Annotated in this window: 15 protein-coding genes and 1 tRNA gene; 7 read left to right on the top strand and 9 right to left on the bottom strand. The window is 69.6% G+C overall.

The window, feature by feature from the left end; genetic code table 11:
* Positions 1-74: 74 nt before the first annotated feature.
* Entirely contained in the window at positions 75-1,181 is a 1,107-nt protein-coding gene (locus ABZ904_RS13195) for a M23 family metallopeptidase (protein ID WP_359390652.1), read from the top strand.
* A gap of 56 nt (positions 1,182-1,237) precedes the next feature.
* Here ABZ904_RS13195 and ABZ904_RS13190 read toward each other — a convergent pair whose 3' ends face one another.
* From ABZ904_RS13190 to ABZ904_RS13170, 5 genes are all read right to left on the bottom strand, one after another.
* Entirely contained in the window at positions 1,238-2,137 is a 900-nt protein-coding gene (locus tag ABZ904_RS13190; RefSeq protein WP_360990892.1) for a Cof-type HAD-IIB family hydrolase, read from the bottom strand.
* A 94-nt stretch (positions 2,138-2,231) separates the two neighbouring features.
* Positions 2,232-3,134 (bottom strand): LLM class flavin-dependent oxidoreductase, encoded by a 903-nt coding sequence (locus tag ABZ904_RS13185; RefSeq protein ID WP_361823020.1) that lies wholly within the window; start codon positions 3,132-3,134, stop codon positions 2,232-2,234.
* A gap of 78 nt (positions 3,135-3,212) precedes the next feature.
* Complete coding sequence (locus ABZ904_RS13180; protein WP_361823018.1) at positions 3,213-3,773, bottom strand: RNA 2'-phosphotransferase; 561 nt, start codon at positions 3,771-3,773, stop codon at positions 3,213-3,215.
* A gap of 547 nt (positions 3,774-4,320) precedes the next feature.
* Positions 4,321-6,075, bottom strand: coding sequence for an SDR family oxidoreductase (locus ABZ904_RS13175; protein WP_361823016.1), 1,755 nt, complete (start codon positions 6,073-6,075; stop codon positions 4,321-4,323).
* Positions 6,072-6,200, bottom strand: coding sequence for a hypothetical protein (locus ABZ904_RS13170; protein WP_359390667.1), 129 nt, complete (start codon positions 6,198-6,200; stop codon positions 6,072-6,074). Before ABZ904_RS13170 ends, ABZ904_RS13175 begins: the two co-directional genes overlap by 4 nt.
* 252 nt (positions 6,201-6,452) lie before the next feature.
* Between ABZ904_RS13170 and ABZ904_RS13165 the strand changes: the two genes are divergently transcribed.
* The 6 genes from ABZ904_RS13165 (at position 6,453) to ABZ904_RS13140 (ending at position 10,749) form a co-directional block, all read left to right on the top strand.
* On the top strand, positions 6,453-7,415 hold the full coding sequence (locus ABZ904_RS13165; protein WP_359390739.1) for an ABC transporter ATP-binding protein: 963 nt from the start codon (positions 6,453-6,455) through the stop codon (positions 7,413-7,415).
* Entirely contained in the window at positions 7,405-8,313 is a 909-nt protein-coding gene (locus tag ABZ904_RS13160) for an ABC transporter permease (protein ID WP_359390670.1), read from the top strand. The genes ABZ904_RS13165 and ABZ904_RS13160 overlap by 11 nt, the downstream gene beginning before the upstream one ends.
* Complete coding sequence (locus tag ABZ904_RS13155; protein WP_360990876.1) at positions 8,310-9,221, top strand: ABC transporter ATP-binding protein; 912 nt, start codon at positions 8,310-8,312, stop codon at positions 9,219-9,221. The genes ABZ904_RS13160 and ABZ904_RS13155 overlap by 4 nt, the downstream gene beginning before the upstream one ends.
* A gap of 10 nt (positions 9,222-9,231) precedes the next feature.
* Entirely contained in the window at positions 9,232-9,951 is a 720-nt protein-coding gene (locus ABZ904_RS13150) for an ABC transporter permease (protein ID WP_359390676.1), read from the top strand.
* A 199-nt stretch (positions 9,952-10,150) separates the two neighbouring features.
* Positions 10,151-10,390 carry a hypothetical protein gene (locus tag ABZ904_RS13145; protein WP_360990872.1) on the top strand — a complete coding sequence of 80 codons (240 nt, stop codon included), beginning with the start codon at positions 10,151-10,153 and terminating at the stop codon, positions 10,388-10,390.
* 273 nt (positions 10,391-10,663) lie between these two features.
* Positions 10,664-10,749 (top strand) — tRNA-Ser (locus ABZ904_RS13140).
* 213 nt (positions 10,750-10,962) lie between these two features.
* On the opposite strand, the gene ABZ904_RS13135 is transcribed toward ABZ904_RS13140, so the two are convergent.
* The 4 genes from ABZ904_RS13135 to efeB form a co-directional block, all read right to left on the bottom strand.
* The gene (locus ABZ904_RS13135; protein WP_361823010.1) at positions 10,963-11,781 is read right to left on the bottom strand and encodes an HAD family hydrolase; all 819 of its coding nucleotides are present in this window, start codon (positions 11,779-11,781) and stop codon (positions 10,963-10,965) included.
* Complete coding sequence (serS, locus tag ABZ904_RS13130) at positions 11,778-13,055, bottom strand: serine--tRNA ligase (RefSeq protein WP_359390683.1); 1,278 nt, start codon at positions 13,053-13,055, stop codon at positions 11,778-11,780. The genes ABZ904_RS13135 and serS overlap by 4 nt, the downstream gene beginning before the upstream one ends.
* Before the next feature lie 532 nt (positions 13,056-13,587).
* A complete protein-coding gene (gene pheA, locus ABZ904_RS13125; protein WP_359390686.1) occupies positions 13,588-14,520 on the bottom strand; it encodes a prephenate dehydratase in 933 nt (310 codons plus the stop codon).
* 146 nt (positions 14,521-14,666) lie between these two features.
* On the bottom strand, positions 14,667-16,034 hold the full coding sequence (efeB, locus tag ABZ904_RS13120; protein ID WP_359390689.1) for an iron uptake transporter deferrochelatase/peroxidase subunit: 1,368 nt from the start codon (positions 16,032-16,034) through the stop codon (positions 14,667-14,669).
* Positions 16,035-16,038 lie beyond the last annotated feature (4 nt).

Below are 16,038 nucleotides of genomic sequence, written 5' to 3'. Positions count from 1 at the left end.
TCCGTGGCCGTCCCTTCCTCCAGCCGTAGGACGTCGACAGGACGGCGGCCGCGACACGGGCGACGATCATTGACATGCATTCATCTCATTGTTCTCGCCTGCTCGTTCCCCTTCTGCTGTGCACCGTCGCGGCCTTACCGGCGAGGTCGGCCGCGGCCGAGAGCGGGACGGGGGGTGGTGGAGCGGATACCAGTGCCAATGCCAGTGCCATTGCCAGTGCTCGGGTGGCACGGCTGTACGACGACACGGCCGTGGTGGCCCGGCAGTACGAGACCGGACGCCGTGAGGCCGAGAAACAGCACTCCATAGCGGGGCGGGACGACAAACTCATCGTCCGGGAGCGCACCTTGATCGCGGCCCTGCACAAGGACCTCGGCCGGATCGCGCGAGACCAGTACCGCAAGAGCGGAGGACTGTCCTATGTCCCGCAGACCCCGCTCCCGGACAGCCCTCAGGAACTGACGCAGGGGCACGAAGTGCCCGGACGGGTGGACCTGGTGGTCGCGGACGCGGTCGCCAGGAGCCGTCTGGCGGAGACCCGCCTCACCGAGGACCGGGCACGGGCGTCGGCGCAGTGGCGGGCGCTGCAGAAACGGAACGGCGAACTCGCCGCGCGGAAGCGAACTCTGGAGGCGCAATTGGAACAGGCACGCTGGGTACTGCAGAGTCAGGCCAACGCGGCCGCGGCCGCGAGGACGTGCCGGGGTGCCGTCCACCTGGACCAGCCCCGGGGCAGGCTCGGGCGCCCATGGGTGACGCCGGTGGAGACGTACCGGCTCTCCGCGGGCTTCGGCAACGGCGGTCAGCACTGGGCGCACCGGCACACCGGCCAGGATTTCGCGGTGCCCATCGGGACGCTGGTGCGGGCGGTCGGGGCCGGGAAGGTGCTGCGGGTGACGTGCGGGGGCGCGTTCGGCATGGAAGTCGTGATCGCGCATCCGGGCGGCTACTGCACGCAGTATGCCCATCTCGCGGCCGTCGCCGTCGAACCGGGCGACCGGGTGGCCGCCGGACAGCGGATCGCCCAGTCGGGTACGACGGGCAACTCGACCGGACCGCATCTGCACTTCGAGGTGCGGGCCACCCCGGAGCTGGCCTCGGTGGTCGATCCGGTGCCGTGGCTGGCGGCCCGGGGCGTGAAGCTGTCAGGCGCGTCTCGCCTGGGATCACCCGCGACGTGAGGCGCTGAGGTGTGTGCTCGGCGAACTCCGCCAGGCACCTTTCGCCGAGCCGCCCGTCAGTGACTCAGGGCGTCCTTGGCCGTGTCCTGCAACCGGTCCGCGAGGATCCGCTCGATGATCACGGCCACCCCGTCCTCGTTGTTCGCGACCGTTCGCCCGGAGGCGGCGGCTGTCACGTCCGGGTGCGCGTTGCCCATGGCGTACGACTGGCCGGCCCAGGTGAGCATCTCCACGTCGTTCGGCATGTCGCCGAAGGCGATGACCTCTTCGTGGGATATGCCGCGCTCGGCGCAGCACAACGCGAGGGTGCTGGCCTTGGACACTCCTGGACCGCTGATCTCCAGCAGCGAGCTGGGGCTGGACCGGGTGATGGTGGCACGGTCTCCGACGGCGATCCGCGCCAGGGTGAGGAAGGCGTCGGGGTCCAGTTCCGGGTGGTAGGCGAGGACCTTGAGCACCGGCTGGTGCGTGCCGGGGGCGTCCGGGGCGAGCAGTTCCTCGGCGGACGCGAGCAGATCCGGAACCTCCACGTGGAGCTTCGGGTACCCCGGCTCCTGGTAGAAGCCGTACGTCTGCTCGATGGCGTAGACAGTCCCGGGTGCGGCGTCCCGCAGCAGTCCTACGGCGTCGACCGCGTTCTCCCGGGGCAGCTCCCGGACCTTGACGAAGCGGTGGGCGCCCGGGCCGCCGTGCAGGTCCACCACGGCGGCGCCGTTGCCGCAGATGGCCAGTCCGTGGCCGTGGACGTGGTCGCTGACGACGTCCATCCAGCGTGCCGGACGGCCCGTGACGAAGAACACCTCGATGCCGGCCGCCTCGGCGGCGGCCAGCGCGGCGACCGTGCGCTCGGAGACCGACTTGTCGTCGCGCAGCAGAGTGCCGTCGAGATCGGTCGCGATGAGCCGGGGCGGAGCTGCGGAGGCCGGGGTCTCGGGCTGTCTGGTCGCTGAGGTCACGGGCCCCATTCTCGCGCATATGCCCACAGGGTCCTGAGAGGGTCCGCACAGACGGGTGTGACGCTGCTCACCAGCGGCGTCACACCCGGGCGGGTCAACGCAGCTGCGCCGGGGCCTCCATGGCGATCCGCTCGAAGACCTTCACATCGGAGGCGAAGTCGGAGTCGGGGATCGGCCAGTGGATCACGATGTCGGTGAAGCCCAGTTCGCGGTGCCGGCCGGCGAAGTCGACGAACGCGTCGAGGGACTCCAGCGGGCGGCCGCGGTCCGGGGTGAAGCCCGTGAGCAGGATCTTGTCGAGCTCCGTCACATCACGGCCGACCGCGGCGCACGCCTCGGCCAGCTTCTCGGCCTGCGCCCGCAGAGCCTGTACCGACTCCTCGGGGGTGCCCGTCTCGAACAGCTTCGGGTCACCGGTGGTCACCCAGGCCTGACCGTGGCGCGCGGCGAGCTTCAGCCCGCGGGGCCCCGTCGCGGCCACCGCGAACGGCAGCCGGGGGCGCTGCACGCAGCCGGGGATGTTGCGCGCCTCGAGCGCGGAGTAGTGGGTGCCCTCGTACGAGACGGAGTCCTCGGTGAGCAGCCGGTCGAGCAGCGGGACGAACTCGCCGAACCGGTCGGCGCGCTCGCGCGGCGTCCAGGGCTCCTGGCCGAGGGCGGTGGCGTCGAAGCCGGTGCCGCCCGCGCCGATGCCCAGTGTGATCCGTCCGCCGGAGATGTCGTCGAGGGAGATCAGTTCCTTGGCGAGGGTCACCGGGTGCCGGAAGTTCGGCGAGGTCACCAGGGTGCCGAGGCGGAGGCGCTCGGTGACGGCGGCCGCGGCAGTCAGCGTCGGCACGGCGCCGAACCACGGACCGTCGCGAAAGGACCGCCACGACAGGTGGTCATAGGTGTACGCGGTGTGGAAACCGAGCTCCTCGGCACGCTGCCACGCGGAACGCCCGCCCTCGTGCCAGCGGAGGTACGGCAGGATCACGGTGCTCAGACGCAGACTCATGCATCGAGCGTAAGGGGAGGTCCGGGTGGTCGTGTCCCGGGCATGATCGGCAGGACCCCGGAAATCACAGGTGAGAGGTCAGTGGGTTCCGGGGAAGCGCAGGTACTGCGGCGGTACGGCCTTGGTGAGCCAGACTCCGTTGGCGCTGACGTGGAAGACATGGCCGTCGCGGTGCATGGCGCTGGCGTCCACGGTGAGGACGACGGGACGGCCGCGGCGGGCGCCGACCCGGGTGGCGGTCTCGCGGTCCGGCGAGAGGTGCACGTCGTGGCGGTTCATCGGCCGGAGACCCTCTGCGCGGATGGCGTCCAGATAGCGCGCCACGGTCCCGTGGTAGAGGAACGGAGGCGGGGTCGCCGGAGGAAGCCCCAGGTCCACCTCGACGCTGTGTCCCTGGCTGGCGCGGATCCGGGTGCCTTCGACGGCGAAGCGCTGCTTGTCGTTGTCGGCGACCACGTGCTCCAGCTCGTCCCGTGTGATCCGGAAGCCGTGCGCGGCCGTCGCGGCGAGCAGGGTGTCGATCTCCACCCAGCCGCCCTCGTCGAGCGTGAGCCCGATCCGCTCCGGCTGGTGTCGCAGGTGTTTCGAGAGGTACTTCGACACCTTCACGGTGCGTCTCTCGTCGTTCCCTTCTTTCATCTCTCCAGCGTGCGGCAGAGACGTGGATCACGCACTTGATTTTGACGCCGATGTTTGATCCACAAGCAAGTGGGGTTATCCACAGGCTACTTGGCAGTTCTGTGGACAACTGACGCCTGACTGGACATGGTTCGCCAACTCTGCCCTCATTAAGGCTGTCTGTGGCCCACCGGGGCAAGAGGGTTGCGTGAGGCCATAGTTCAGCGGATGTCGTGGCTGGTGATGCGAGGTCACCCTGATCAACATGGGGCGGTCTGCGGGTCCTTGTGCGCGCGTGTTCGGGAGGTGGCGTTAGGGCGTTGCCGAACTGACGGGTCATCAATCATGTTCCCTCACACGGATGGACTGATGTCACTGTCCACGCATCCACGGCCGATGCAAGTGATCTTCCCGAAGAAGACAGCGCAAGTCGCAGAGGACGGGCCGGTCGCTGCAGACGGGTAGTCAAATATGGCGTCAACAAGTCATTTGGTGTCAGAGTCGACCAAATAGCCCAATTATCAGGACAGAAGAGGCGAAACAGCCCACCTCATGACCAATCGAGCGCTCACAAAGGCAGGTTCATCCTCCCGAACGCGCGCAGTGCCCTCGGTGTGAAGCCGGACATCAGATGCGCACCTCGTGCCTCAGGAGTCACAGGAACCACGGCCAGGTCGCGTACGACCGCTCTCAGGACCGCGTCGGCGACCTTCTCCGGTGGGTAGCCCCGCAACCCGTACCAGCGCGCAGCCCTCTCCTGCCGCCGCTTCTCCTCCGACGCGTCAACGCCGGTGAATCGCGCGGTCGATGTGATGTTGGTGTTGACGAGCCCGGGGCAGATGGCCGACACCCCGATGCCCCGTGCAGCGAGCTCCGCACGCAGGCACTCGCTGAGCATCAGGACCGCCGCCTTGGACGTGCTGTACGCGGGAAGCGTCTTGGAGGGCAAATAGGCGGCCGCAGAAGCGATGTTGACGATGTGACCGCCCTGCCCGCGGTCGGCCATCTGCTTCCCGAAGAGCCGGCAGCCGTGGATGACGCCCCACAGATTGACATCGAGGACCTTGCGCCAGTCGTCCGCGGTCGTGTCGAAGAAGGAGCCGGCCAGGCCGATTCCCGCGTTGTTCACCAGCACGTCCACCACGCCGTACTCGGTGGCGACCTTCTCGGCCAGCTTCTCCATGGCCTGCTCGTCGGAGACGTCGGCCGTTTCGGCCCATGCCGCGGCCGCCCCGCCCTGCCGGGCCTGCGCGGCCGTGCGGGCCGCACCCTCCCCGTCCCGGTCGACGGCCACCACCCGGGCGCCGGCCTCGGCGAACGCGAGCGCGGTGGCCCGTCCGATGCCGCCGGCCGCTCCGGTCACCAGGACCAGCTGCCCGCCGAAGCGGTCCGCGTACCGTCCGCGGGCCGCTGGCGCGGGCCGTCCGTTCTCGACGGCGGTCACGAAGTCCGTGATCCAGCCGGCGACTTGATCGGGCCGTGTGCGCGGGATCCAGTGCTTCGCGGGCAATGTGCGGCGGGTGAGCTGCGGGGCCCACCGCTCGAGTTCGTCGTGGAGCCGCTCCGACAGGAACGCGTCGCCGAGGGGGGTGATGAGCTGCACGGGCGCGTGCGCGTAGGCGTCGGTGCGGGGGTGGCTCAGCCGGGACCGTACGTTGTCGCGGTAGAGCCAGGCGCCGTGGGCGGCGTCCGAGGGCAGCGACGGGGTGGGGTAGTCGCCGCCCGGCAGCCGCTCAGCTCGCTGCAGGATCCTCGGCCAGCGTCTGCCCAGGGGGCCGCGCCAGGCCAGTTCCGGCAGCACGGGCGTGTGCAGCAGGTACACGTACCAGGACCTGGCACCCTGACCCAGCAGCTGACCCACCCGGCGTGGGGTGGGACGGCTCATCCGCTGCCTGATCCAGTGCCCGAAGTGATCCAGGGACGGTCCGGACATCGACGTGAAGGACGCGATCCGGCCCTCGGTGCGCCTGACCGTGACGAACTCCCAGGACTGCACCGAACCCCAGTCGTGCCCGACGAGGTGCACCGGCCTGCCGGGGCTCACGGCGTCCGCGACCGCCAGGAAGTCGTCCGTCAGCTTCTCCAGCGTGAAACCGCCGCGCAGCGGCATCGGCACCGTCGACCTGCCGTGGCCCCGGACGTCGTACAGCACGACGTGGAAACGGCCGGCGAGGCGGGTGGCCACCTCCGACCACACCTCCTTGCTGTCCGGATACCCGTGCACGAGCATGACCGTGGGCCGGCCCGGGTCCCCCAACTCCGCGACGCACAGCTCGATTCCGCCCGTGCGCACCCGGCGTTCGCGCGCCCCTGCGAGCGTCACCTGCCCACCACCCACCCCTGGCCGGCCATGAGGCACTCCTCCTCCGCGTACTCGGTCGCGAGTCGCCACACCGTTCGGAACTCCCGCAGATCGGCGCGGCGTTCGGCCGACACCTCCGTCGTCACGGCACCGTCCTCGCCATGCCACCGCCTCTCGGCAGCGGCGACGACTGCGCTACGTGCCCGTAACGTGACACCGGCGAATCTCGCAGTTGTTAGAGAAGTCGTCAATAGCGCCGTCTCGGCCTGTGGAAAACCCGGTAGGTGTTCGACCTCAGGGTGACCCCTAAGGACCTGTACGACTGGAGTCGGACACGAATACTGCTCTGGGGTCTGACGACGGGCGTGGTGCGTGTCACTACCGTCGGGTCCGTGACTGTGATCGCGACCGAAAGCCTGAGCAAGCGGTTCCCGAGGGTGACCGCGCTTGACCGGCTCTCCGTGGACGTCGGACCCGGTGTGACAGGGCTCGTCGGTGCCAATGGAGCCGGCAAGTCCACATTGATCAAGATCCTGCTGGGTCTGTCCCCCGCCACCGAGGGCCGCGCCGAAGTGCTCGGACTCGATGTCGCCACCAAGGGCGGCGCCATCCGTGAGCGCGTCGGGTACATGCCGGAGCACGACTGCCTGCCGCCCGACGTGTCGGCCACCGAGTTCGTCGTCCACATGGCGCGGATGTCCGGGCTGCCCCCGGCGGCCGCCCGTGAGCGCACCGCGGACACCCTGCGCCACGTCGGTCTGTACGAGGAGCGCTATCGCCCCATCGGCGGCTACTCGACCGGCATGAAGCAGCGCGTCAAGCTCGCTCAGGCCCTTGTCCACGACCCGCAGCTGGTCTTCCTGGACGAGCCGACCAACGGTCTCGACCCGGTCGGCCGCGACGAGATGCTCGGCCTGATCCGCCGGGTCCACACGGACTTCGGCATCTCGGTCCTGGTCACCTCCCACCTGCTCGGCGAGCTGGAACGCACCTGCGACCACGTCGTCGTCATCGACGGCGGCAAGCTCCTGCGGTCCAGCTCCACCCGGGACTTCACCCAGACCACGACGACACTCGCGGTCGAGGTCACCGACACCGACGAGCACCCGGACGGCACCGGCGCGGTCCGCGACGCTCTCCTGGCGCGCGGGGTGACCACCCACGAGGGCAGCGGTCTGCCCGGCGCCGGGCACATCCTGCTGCTGACCGCGGAGGGCGAGCAGACGTACGACACGGTCAGGGACGTCGTCGCGGAGCTGGGTCTCGGCCTGGTCCGCATGGAGCAGCGCAGGCACCAGATCGCCGAGGTCTTCAAGGACAGCGACGAGCAGCGGAAGGAGGCGGTCGGCCATGGCGGTTGAGCAGCCCACGGTCCGTGAGGCCGAGCAGACCCGGATCCACAACATCGGCTACCGCACGTACGACGGTCCGCGCCTGGGCCGTGCCTACGCGCGCCGTTCGCTGTACTCGCAGTCCCTGCGCGGCGCCTACGGCCTCGGCCGCTCGGTGAAGTCCAAAGTGCTGCCGATGCTGCTGTTCGTGGTGATGTGCGCTCCGGCCCTGATCATGGTGGCGGTCGCGGTGGCCACCAAGGCGAAGGACCTGCCCGTCGAGTACACGCGCTACGCGATCATCATGCAGGCCCTCATCGGCCTGTACGTCGCCTCGCAGGCGCCCCAGTCGGTCTCCCGGGATCTGCGCTTCAAGACCGTGCCCCTGTATTTCTCGCGGCCCATCGAGACCGCCGACTACGTGCGCGCCAAGTACGCGGCCCTGGCCTCGGCGATGTTCATTTTGACGGCCACGCCGCTGCTCGTCCTGTACGTGGGCGCACTGCTCGCCAAGCTGGACTTCGGCCATCAGACGAAGGGATTCGCGGAAGGACTGGTCTCCGTGGCCCTGCTCTCCCTGCTGTTCTCCGGCATCGGCCTGGTCATCGCCGCGGCCACCCCCCGGCGCGGGTTCGGGATCGCGGCCGTCATCGCCGTGCTCACCATCTCGTACGTGGCCGTCTCCACGATCCAGGCCATCGCGCACGTACAGTCGGCCGGCTCCGACGCCATCGTCTGGATGGGACTGTTCTCGCCCGTCACGCTCATCGACGGCGTGCAGACGGCCTTCCTGGGGGTGACGTCCTCCTACCCCGGAGGGGAAGGACCCTCGGCCGCGCAGGGCGTCGTCTTCCTCCTCGTCGTCCTCGGGCTCATCGCGGGCAGCTACGGCCTGCTGACGGGCCGCTACCGAAAGGCCGGACTGTGACCACGCTCTCCATCGACCACGTCTCGCGCTGGTTCGGCAACGTGGTCGCCGTCAACGACGTCACCATGAACGTCGGCCCCGGGGTCACCGGCCTCCTCGGCCCGAACGGCGCCGGAAAGTCGACCCTGATCAACATGATGGGCGGCTTCCTCGCCCCCTCCACCGGCACCGTCACCCTCGACGGACAGCCCGTGTGGGGCAATGAGCAGATCTACCGGCACATCGGCATCGTCCCCGAGCGTGAGGCGATGTACGACTTCCTCACCGGCCAGGAATTCGTCGTCGCCAACGCCGAGTTGCACGGCCTCGGCGCGAAGGCCGCCGCGCGGGCCCTCGCCACGGTGGAGATGGAGTACGCGCAGGACCGGAAGATCTCGACGTACTCCAAGGGCATGCGCCAGCGCGTGAAGATGGCGTCCGCCCTCGTGCACGATCCGTCCCTGCTGCTGCTCGACGAGCCGTTCAACGGCATGGACCCGCGCCAGCGGATGCAGCTCATGGAGCTGCTGAAGCGCATGGGTGCCGAGGGCCGCACGGTGCTGTTCTCGTCCCACATCCTCGAAGAGGTCGAGCAACTCGCCTCGCACATCGAGGTGATCGTCGCCGGACGGCACGCGGCGAGCGGCGACTTCCGCAAGATCCGCCGCCTGATGACCGACCGCCCGCATCGCTATCTGGTGCGTTCCAGTGACGATCGCGCGCTGGCGGCCGCGCTGATCGCCGACCCGTCGACGTCGGGTATCGAGGTCGACCTCACCGAGGGTGCGCTGCGCATCCAGGCGGTCGACTTCGGCCGGTTCACGGCCCTGCTGCCAAGGGTCGCCCGTGATCACGGCATCCGGCTGCTCACCGTGTCACCGTCGGACGAGTCCCTCGAGTCCGTCTTCTCGTACCTGGTCGCGGCGTAGGAGGCCGAAGATGTACGACCCCACAGTCGCCCGGCTCACCTACCGGGGCCTGCTCGGCCGCCGCCGGGCCCTCATCCTCGGCACACTGCCCCTGCTGCTCGTCGTGATCTCCGCGGTCGTCCGGTCGCTGACCGGCGCCGACGACCAGGTGGCGCATGACGTCCTCGGCGGATTCGCGCTCGCCACGATGGTGCCGATCATCGGCGTCATCGCCGGCACCGGCGCGATCGGGCCGGAGATCGACGACGGCTCGGTGGTGTACCTGCTGGCCAAGCCGGTGAAGCGGCCCACGATCATCTTCACCAAGCTGATCGTGGCGATCGCCGTCACCATGGCGTTCTCGGCGCTGCCGACGTTCGTCGCCGGGATGATCCTGAACGGCAACGGACAGCAGATCGCGGTCGCGTACACCGTCGCCGCGCTGGTCGCCTCCATCGCGTACGCCGCGTTGTTCCTGCTGCTCGGCACGGTGAGCCGGCACGCGGTGGTCTTCGGGCTGGTCTACGCGCTGGTCTGGGAGGCGCTCTTCGGCTCGCTGGTCTCCGGGGCGCGCACGCTCAGTGTCCAGCAGTGGGCGCTCGCCGTGGCCCACAAGGTCTCCGACAGTTCCCTCGTCACCTCGGACGTGGGGCTGCCCACCGCGACGGCGCTGCTGATCGCGGTGACCGTCGCCGCCACCTGGTACGCGGGCCAGAAGCTGCGGAAGCTGACGCTGACGGGCGAGGAGTAACCCCGGGCCGGGCTCCGGTGGAGGTGCGACCCGAAAGCGGCCGTGCCTTCACCGGAGCCGTCTCGTCTTCCGGCGGTCGTTCCTGCCGTCGTTCTTGCTCGCAGTCGTTCTTGCCTTGTTCGAAGGTTTTTTTGACGGCGGTTTCACACCTGCCCGGGCACACTTGGGCAAAGGGGATACACAGCGGAAAGGAACGGGGATGGCAGCGCAGGCACCAGACGGAAACGGGGCGGGCGAGGCCGGAGACATATTCGACGGTGTCGTGTTCGATGAGGACTTCGTACGGTCCGCGCCGACCATCGAGCCTTCGGGACGCGCCCGGATGCTCGCCGCGCGGTGGCGCGACCAGGCGCCCGATCCCCAGCCGTGGCGCTCCGACCAGCCGCCCGCCGGCTGGTTCTTCAGCAAGGCGCGCCGTCGTAAGTGGCGGCGCCGGTAGCGGCCCCGCACGCCCTGCGGCCCGGGTTTTATTCAGTGGCGCCCGATCCGGCGGACGGGCACAGTGATGACGTCCACGACGCCGGACGGTCCGGCGCCACGTTCTGGGAGAGGAGCCGGGTGATGTCCATGCACGACAGTTCGCCGGGCTCCCAGCAGGGCGGCCCGCGGCGGGCTCCGGAGTAGTTACCCCTCCGTCGAGCCCCGCCCCCACGGGGAGCTGCCCGGGGCGGCCGCTTCGAGCGCGCGACACGTTCGCGCGGGCCGCCCACCCGGAGGATTGGCCGAGTGACAAGGCACCGGCTTGCTAAGCCGTGGTCGGGGTCAGTCCCCGCGCGCGTTCGATCCGCGCATCCTCCGCGAGATGTCATGAGTGCGACCAGACAAGTTCCAAGGTCCTGGCCGGGTTCCGAGCGCCTTTTCCGGCCGGGTTCCGAGCGGCTGCCCTGACCGGTTTCCGAGCAGGTTCCCCAGACGGTTCTCCCTGGCCGAAGTTTTCGGACCGGGTTGCGGATGGGGCTTCGGATCGGGATTCCGGTCGGCGTACGCCGTGCACGCCTTCGCGTTCCCCCGCTATCCGAGCAACCGTTCCAGCACCACGGCTATGCCGTCCTCTTCATTGGACAGCGTCACCTCGTCCGCGACCGCCTTGAGCTCCTCGTGCGCGTTGGCCATGGCCACGCCGTGCGCCGCCCAGGCGAACATCGGGACATCGTTCGGCATGTCGCCGAAGGCGATCGTGTCCGCGGCCGTCACCCCGAGGCGGCGCGCCGCCAGCGACAGTCCCGTCGCCTTGGTCAGGCCCAGGGGGAGGATCTCCACGATCCCCTCGCCCGCCATGGTCACCCCGACCAGGCCGCCCGCGGCCTGCCGCGCCGCCTCGGCCAGCTCGTCGTCGCCCAGCCTCGGGTGCTGGAGGTACACCTTGTTCAGCGGCGCCGACCACAGGTCTTCCGGGTCCCTGATCGGCTGGTACGGAAGCGGCCCCTCATGGACCCGGTACCCGGGGCTCACCAGGACCTCCCCGTCCAGGCCGTCCCGGCTGGCGGCCAGCAGCAGCGGGCCCACCTCGGCCTCGATCTTCGCCAGCGCCAGGGTCGCGATCCGTCGGTCCAGCGTCACCGACGTCAGCAACCGGTGCTCTCCCGCGTCGTACACCTGCGCTCCCTGGCCGCACACCGCGAGGCCCCGGTAGCCGAGGTCATCGAGGATGTGACGCGTCCAGGGCACCGCGCGCCCGGTGACGACGATATGCGCCGCGCCCGCCGCGGTGACCGCGGCGAGCGCCTCACGCGTGCGCTGCGAGACCGTCCCGTCGGGGCGCAGCAGCGTCCCGTCGAGATCGGTGGCTATCAGCTGGTAGGGGAAACCCGCGACCTCTGTCGTGCTCACTTGCCCACGGGCTCCAGCAGCTCCCGGCCGCCCAGGTACGGGCGCAGGATCTCCGGGACCCGTACCGAGCCGTCGGCCAGCTGGTGGTTCTCCAGGATGGCCACGATCGTGCGGGGTACGGCGCACAGCGTGCCGTTCAGCGTCGCGAGCGGCTGCACCTTCTTGCCGTCCCGCATACGGACCGAGAGTCGGCGCGCCTGGAAGCTGTCGCAGTTGGAGGTCGAGGTCAGCTCGCGGTACTTGCCCTGGGTGGGGATCCAGGCCTCGCAGTCGTACTTACGCGAGGCGGACGCGCCCAGGTCGCCCGTCGCCACGTCGATGACCTGGAACGGCAGCTCAAGAGCGGCGAGCCACTCCTTCTCCCACTCCAGGAGCCGCTTGTGCTCGTTCTCGGCGTCCTCGGGGTCCACGTACGAGAACATCTCGACCTTGTCGAACTGGTGCACGCGGAAGATGCCCCGCGTGTCCTTGCCGTACGTGCCGGCCTCGCGGCGGAAGCACGGCGAGAAGCCCGCGTAGCGCAGCGGCAGCTGCTCCGCGTCGACGATCTCGTCCATGTGGTACGCGGCGAGCGGGACCTCGGAGGTGCCGACCAGGTAGAAGTCGTCCTTCTCCAGGTGGTACACGTTGTCCGCGGCCTGGCCGAGGAAGCCGGTGCCCTCCATGGCACGCGGGCGGACCAAGGCCGGGGTCAGCATCGGGGTGAACCCGGCCTCCACGGCCTTCGCCATCGCCGCGTTCACGAGCGCCAGCTCCAGCAGGGCGCCGACACCCGTCAGGTAGTAGAAGCGCGAGCCGGAGACCTTCGCGCCGCGCTCGACGTCGATCGCGCCGAGCGCCTCGCCGAGCTCCAGGTGGTCCTTGGGCTCGAAGCCCTCGGCGCCGAAGTCGCGGATGGTGCCGTGCGTCTCCAGGACGACGAAGTCCTCCTCGCCGCCGACCGGGACGTCGGGGTGCACCAGGTTGCCGAGCTGGAGCAGGAGCCGCTTGGTCTCCTCGTCGGCATCGTGCTGCTCGGCGTCGGCCGCCTTGACGTCGGCGGCCAGCCGGCTCGCCTTCTCCAGCAGCTCGGTCTTCTCGTCGGCGGAGGCCTTGGGGATCAGCTTGCCGAGCGACTTCTGCTCGGAACGGAGCTCGTCGAAGCGGACACCGGACGACCTGCGCCGTTCGTCGGCAGAGAGCAGGGCGTCGACGAGCGCGACGTCCTCTCCACGGGCGCGCTGGGAGGCGCGAACACGGTCGGGGTCCTCACGGAGCAGGCGAAGGTCAATCACCCCTCAAGGCTACCGGTGCGGAGTTACGGCTCACGACTCTGTATTCGGATCCGCAGGTCATGTCCTGTTATTGGTCAATGACACTGTGTGTCAAGAAAAGGGCCCCGCTCGCTCAAAAGGGGCACTTCGGTCGCGGAGCGTTGACTCGATTTCCTTGGGGTACACGGGATTTGGCGTGCGCTTGTCCACAGGTGTCCACAGCCCCATGGAGTTATCCACAGGCTGTGCGGAAGATCTGTGGATTTCGGAAGTGATCATTCCGAATGACCCGCCCGGCGAGGAGAATTCCCAGACCAAAACCGAGCGAGCTGCCCTTTTGGGTTCAAAAGGGTCACTCGAAAGCGGTGATCGAGAGAAACAGGTGGACAACTGTTGCGGACACGCGGGTGGACGAAAGGCGATCCGTAGAGAGATTTGTCGACTGACGGACGCCACGTTGTCGACTTGTCCCCAGATCGAGTTGCCAACCTGTGGATAACTTCTGTGGACAACGAAAATCTGCAGGTAGGACCGAACTCCTGGTCCCGACCGTCTAGAAGCGGCCGTCCTGGCAGCGCGCCACCCAGTCCGCCGCCGTCATGAACTCGTCGTCCGACGTCCCGGGCAGCGGGGTCCGGACGTCGTCCGGCTTGATGTCCGCGCGCGGGTACGAACCGAGGTACCGCACCTGCAGACAGATCCGCTTGAGTCCCATCAGCGCCTCGGCCACCCGGCGATCCGAGATGTGGCCTTCCGCATCGATGCAGAAGCAGTAGTTCCCGATGCCTGCACCGGTCGGGCGGGACTGGAGCAGCATCAGGTTGACGCCCCGCACGGCGAACTCACCGAGCAGATCCCGCAGCCCGCCGGGGTGGTCGTCGCGCTGCCACAGCACGACGGACGTCTTGTCCGCGCCTGTCGGCGCCGCCGGCCGCGCAGGCCGGCCGACGAGCACGAACCGCGTCTGGGCGTTCTCCGCGTCGTGAATGCCGGTCTCCAGGGCCTTGAGGCCATAGCGTGCGGCGGCGAACTCGCCCGCGAACGCGGCGTCGTAGCGGCCCTCCTGGACCAGTCGGGCGCCGTCCGCGTTCGACGCGGCCGACTCCCAGACGGCGTCCGGGAGATTGGCCTTCAGCCAGTTGCGCACCTGCGGCTGGGCGGCCGGGTGCGCGGTGACCGTCTTGATCTCGGAGAGCCTCGTACCGGGCCGGACCAGCAGCGCGAAGGTGATCGAGAGCAGCACCTCGCGGTAGATCATCAGCGGCTCGCCCGCGACCAGCTCGTCGAGCGTGGTGGTGATGCCGCCCTCCACCGAGTTCTCGATCGGTACGAAGGCGGCCTCGGCATCGCCGCTGCGGACGGCGTCGAGGGCCGCCGGGACCGACACCATCGGGACGAGCTCCCGGGTCGCGGCCTCGGGCAGAGTACGCAGGGCGACCTCGGTGAAGGTGCCCTCGGGACCGAGATACGCATAGCTGGCTGGCATGACCTCACCCTAATGGGCCGCGGGGGAACCCGGCTCACCGTCGTGACACGGCCGCCCCTCCCGGGGGACCTCCCGACGGGGTGAGGCGGCCGGAGGCCCCGCGGACCGCCGAGGCCGCCCTGCCGCGAAGGAAGCGCCGCGCCGGGTCACCCTTCGAGCAGCCGCTGGCCCACGTACTCCCCTGGCGCGGCGCCGCCCGGCACCGCGAACAGGCCGCTCGCCTCGTGACGGATGAACTGGGAGAGCGCGTCCCCCCGGTCGAGCTTGCGCTGCACCGGGACGAAGCCGCGCAGCGGGTCCGCCTGCCAGCAGATGAACAGCAGCCCCGCGTCCGGCGCACCGTCCGCGCCGAAACCGTCGTGGTAGGAGAACGGCCGCCGCACCATCGCTGCGCCTCCGTTCTGATCGGGCCGCGTGATGCGCGCGTGCGCGTTCATGGGGACGACCGGACTGCCGTCTGCGCCGGTCTTCTCCAGGTCCATCTCGGTCGTCTCACCACCGCCGCTCAGCGGCGCCCCATCGGACTTGCGGCGCCCGATGACATCCTCCTGGGCCTTGACCGAGAGCTTCTCCCAGTCGTCCAGGAGCATGCGGATCCGGCGCACCACGGCATACGAGCCGTTCGCCATCCACGCCGGGTCGCCGGACGAGGGCAGGAAGATCCGCTGGTCGAAGTCCGCGTCGGTCGGCTTCGGATTGCGTGTGCCGTCGATCTGGCCCATCAGATTGCGGGCCGTCATGGGGTGCGCGGTCGCGCCCGGGGAGCGGTTGAATCCGTTCATCTGCCAGCGCAGCCGGGCCGCGCTGCCGGCGTCCTTCTGGATCGCACGCAGCGCATGGAAGGCGACGAGCCCGTCGTTGGCTCCGATCTGGACCCACAGGTCCCCGTCGCTGCGGGACTTGTCGAGGTGGTCGGAGGAGAAGTCGGGCAGCGGGTCCAGGGCCGAGGGGCGCTGTTTCTCCAGTCCCGTACGGGAGAAGAAGCTGTTCCCGAAGCCGAAGGTGATCGTCAGGGAGGACGGGCCGGCGTCCCGGGCGACGTCCGTGTCGCCGTGGTCGGCCGCCTCGCCCGCCATCAGCCGCTCCGCGGTGGCCGACCAGCGGCGCAGCAGAGCGGCGGCCTCCCGGCGCCCCGCGCCGGCGGCCAGGTCGAAGGCGACGAGGTGGCCACGGGCCTGGAGGGCCTCGGTGATGCCGGGCTGATGTTTCCCGTGAAACATCGCCCGGTCCGAGCCGAGCGAGGCCAGCGGCGTGGCCTTCTTCTCGGACGGTGCGGCGGCGTAACCGGCCGCCCCGCCCGCCGCACCCAGCGCGAGCCCAGTGGCACCCGCCGTGCCGAGGAGCCGCCGCCGCGAGATCACCCCGTGCGAGGGGGCATCGCCGGGCACGGTATCCCCGGGGCCGCGTGGGCCGGGAGCGGGCTTGTCGAGGGCGCGCTTCCGGCCGGAACCGGCCTTGCCCTTCTGGGGCGGAACGGCCTCGGCGGGCGCTTCCGGTGTGGACTGGTCAGCCATGGTG

Source organism: Streptomyces sp. NPDC046900, assembly GCF_040644975.1.
GTDB lineage: Bacteria > Actinomycetota > Actinomycetes > Streptomycetales > Streptomycetaceae > Streptomyces.
This window is presented reverse-complemented; position numbering and strand designations above follow the sequence as displayed.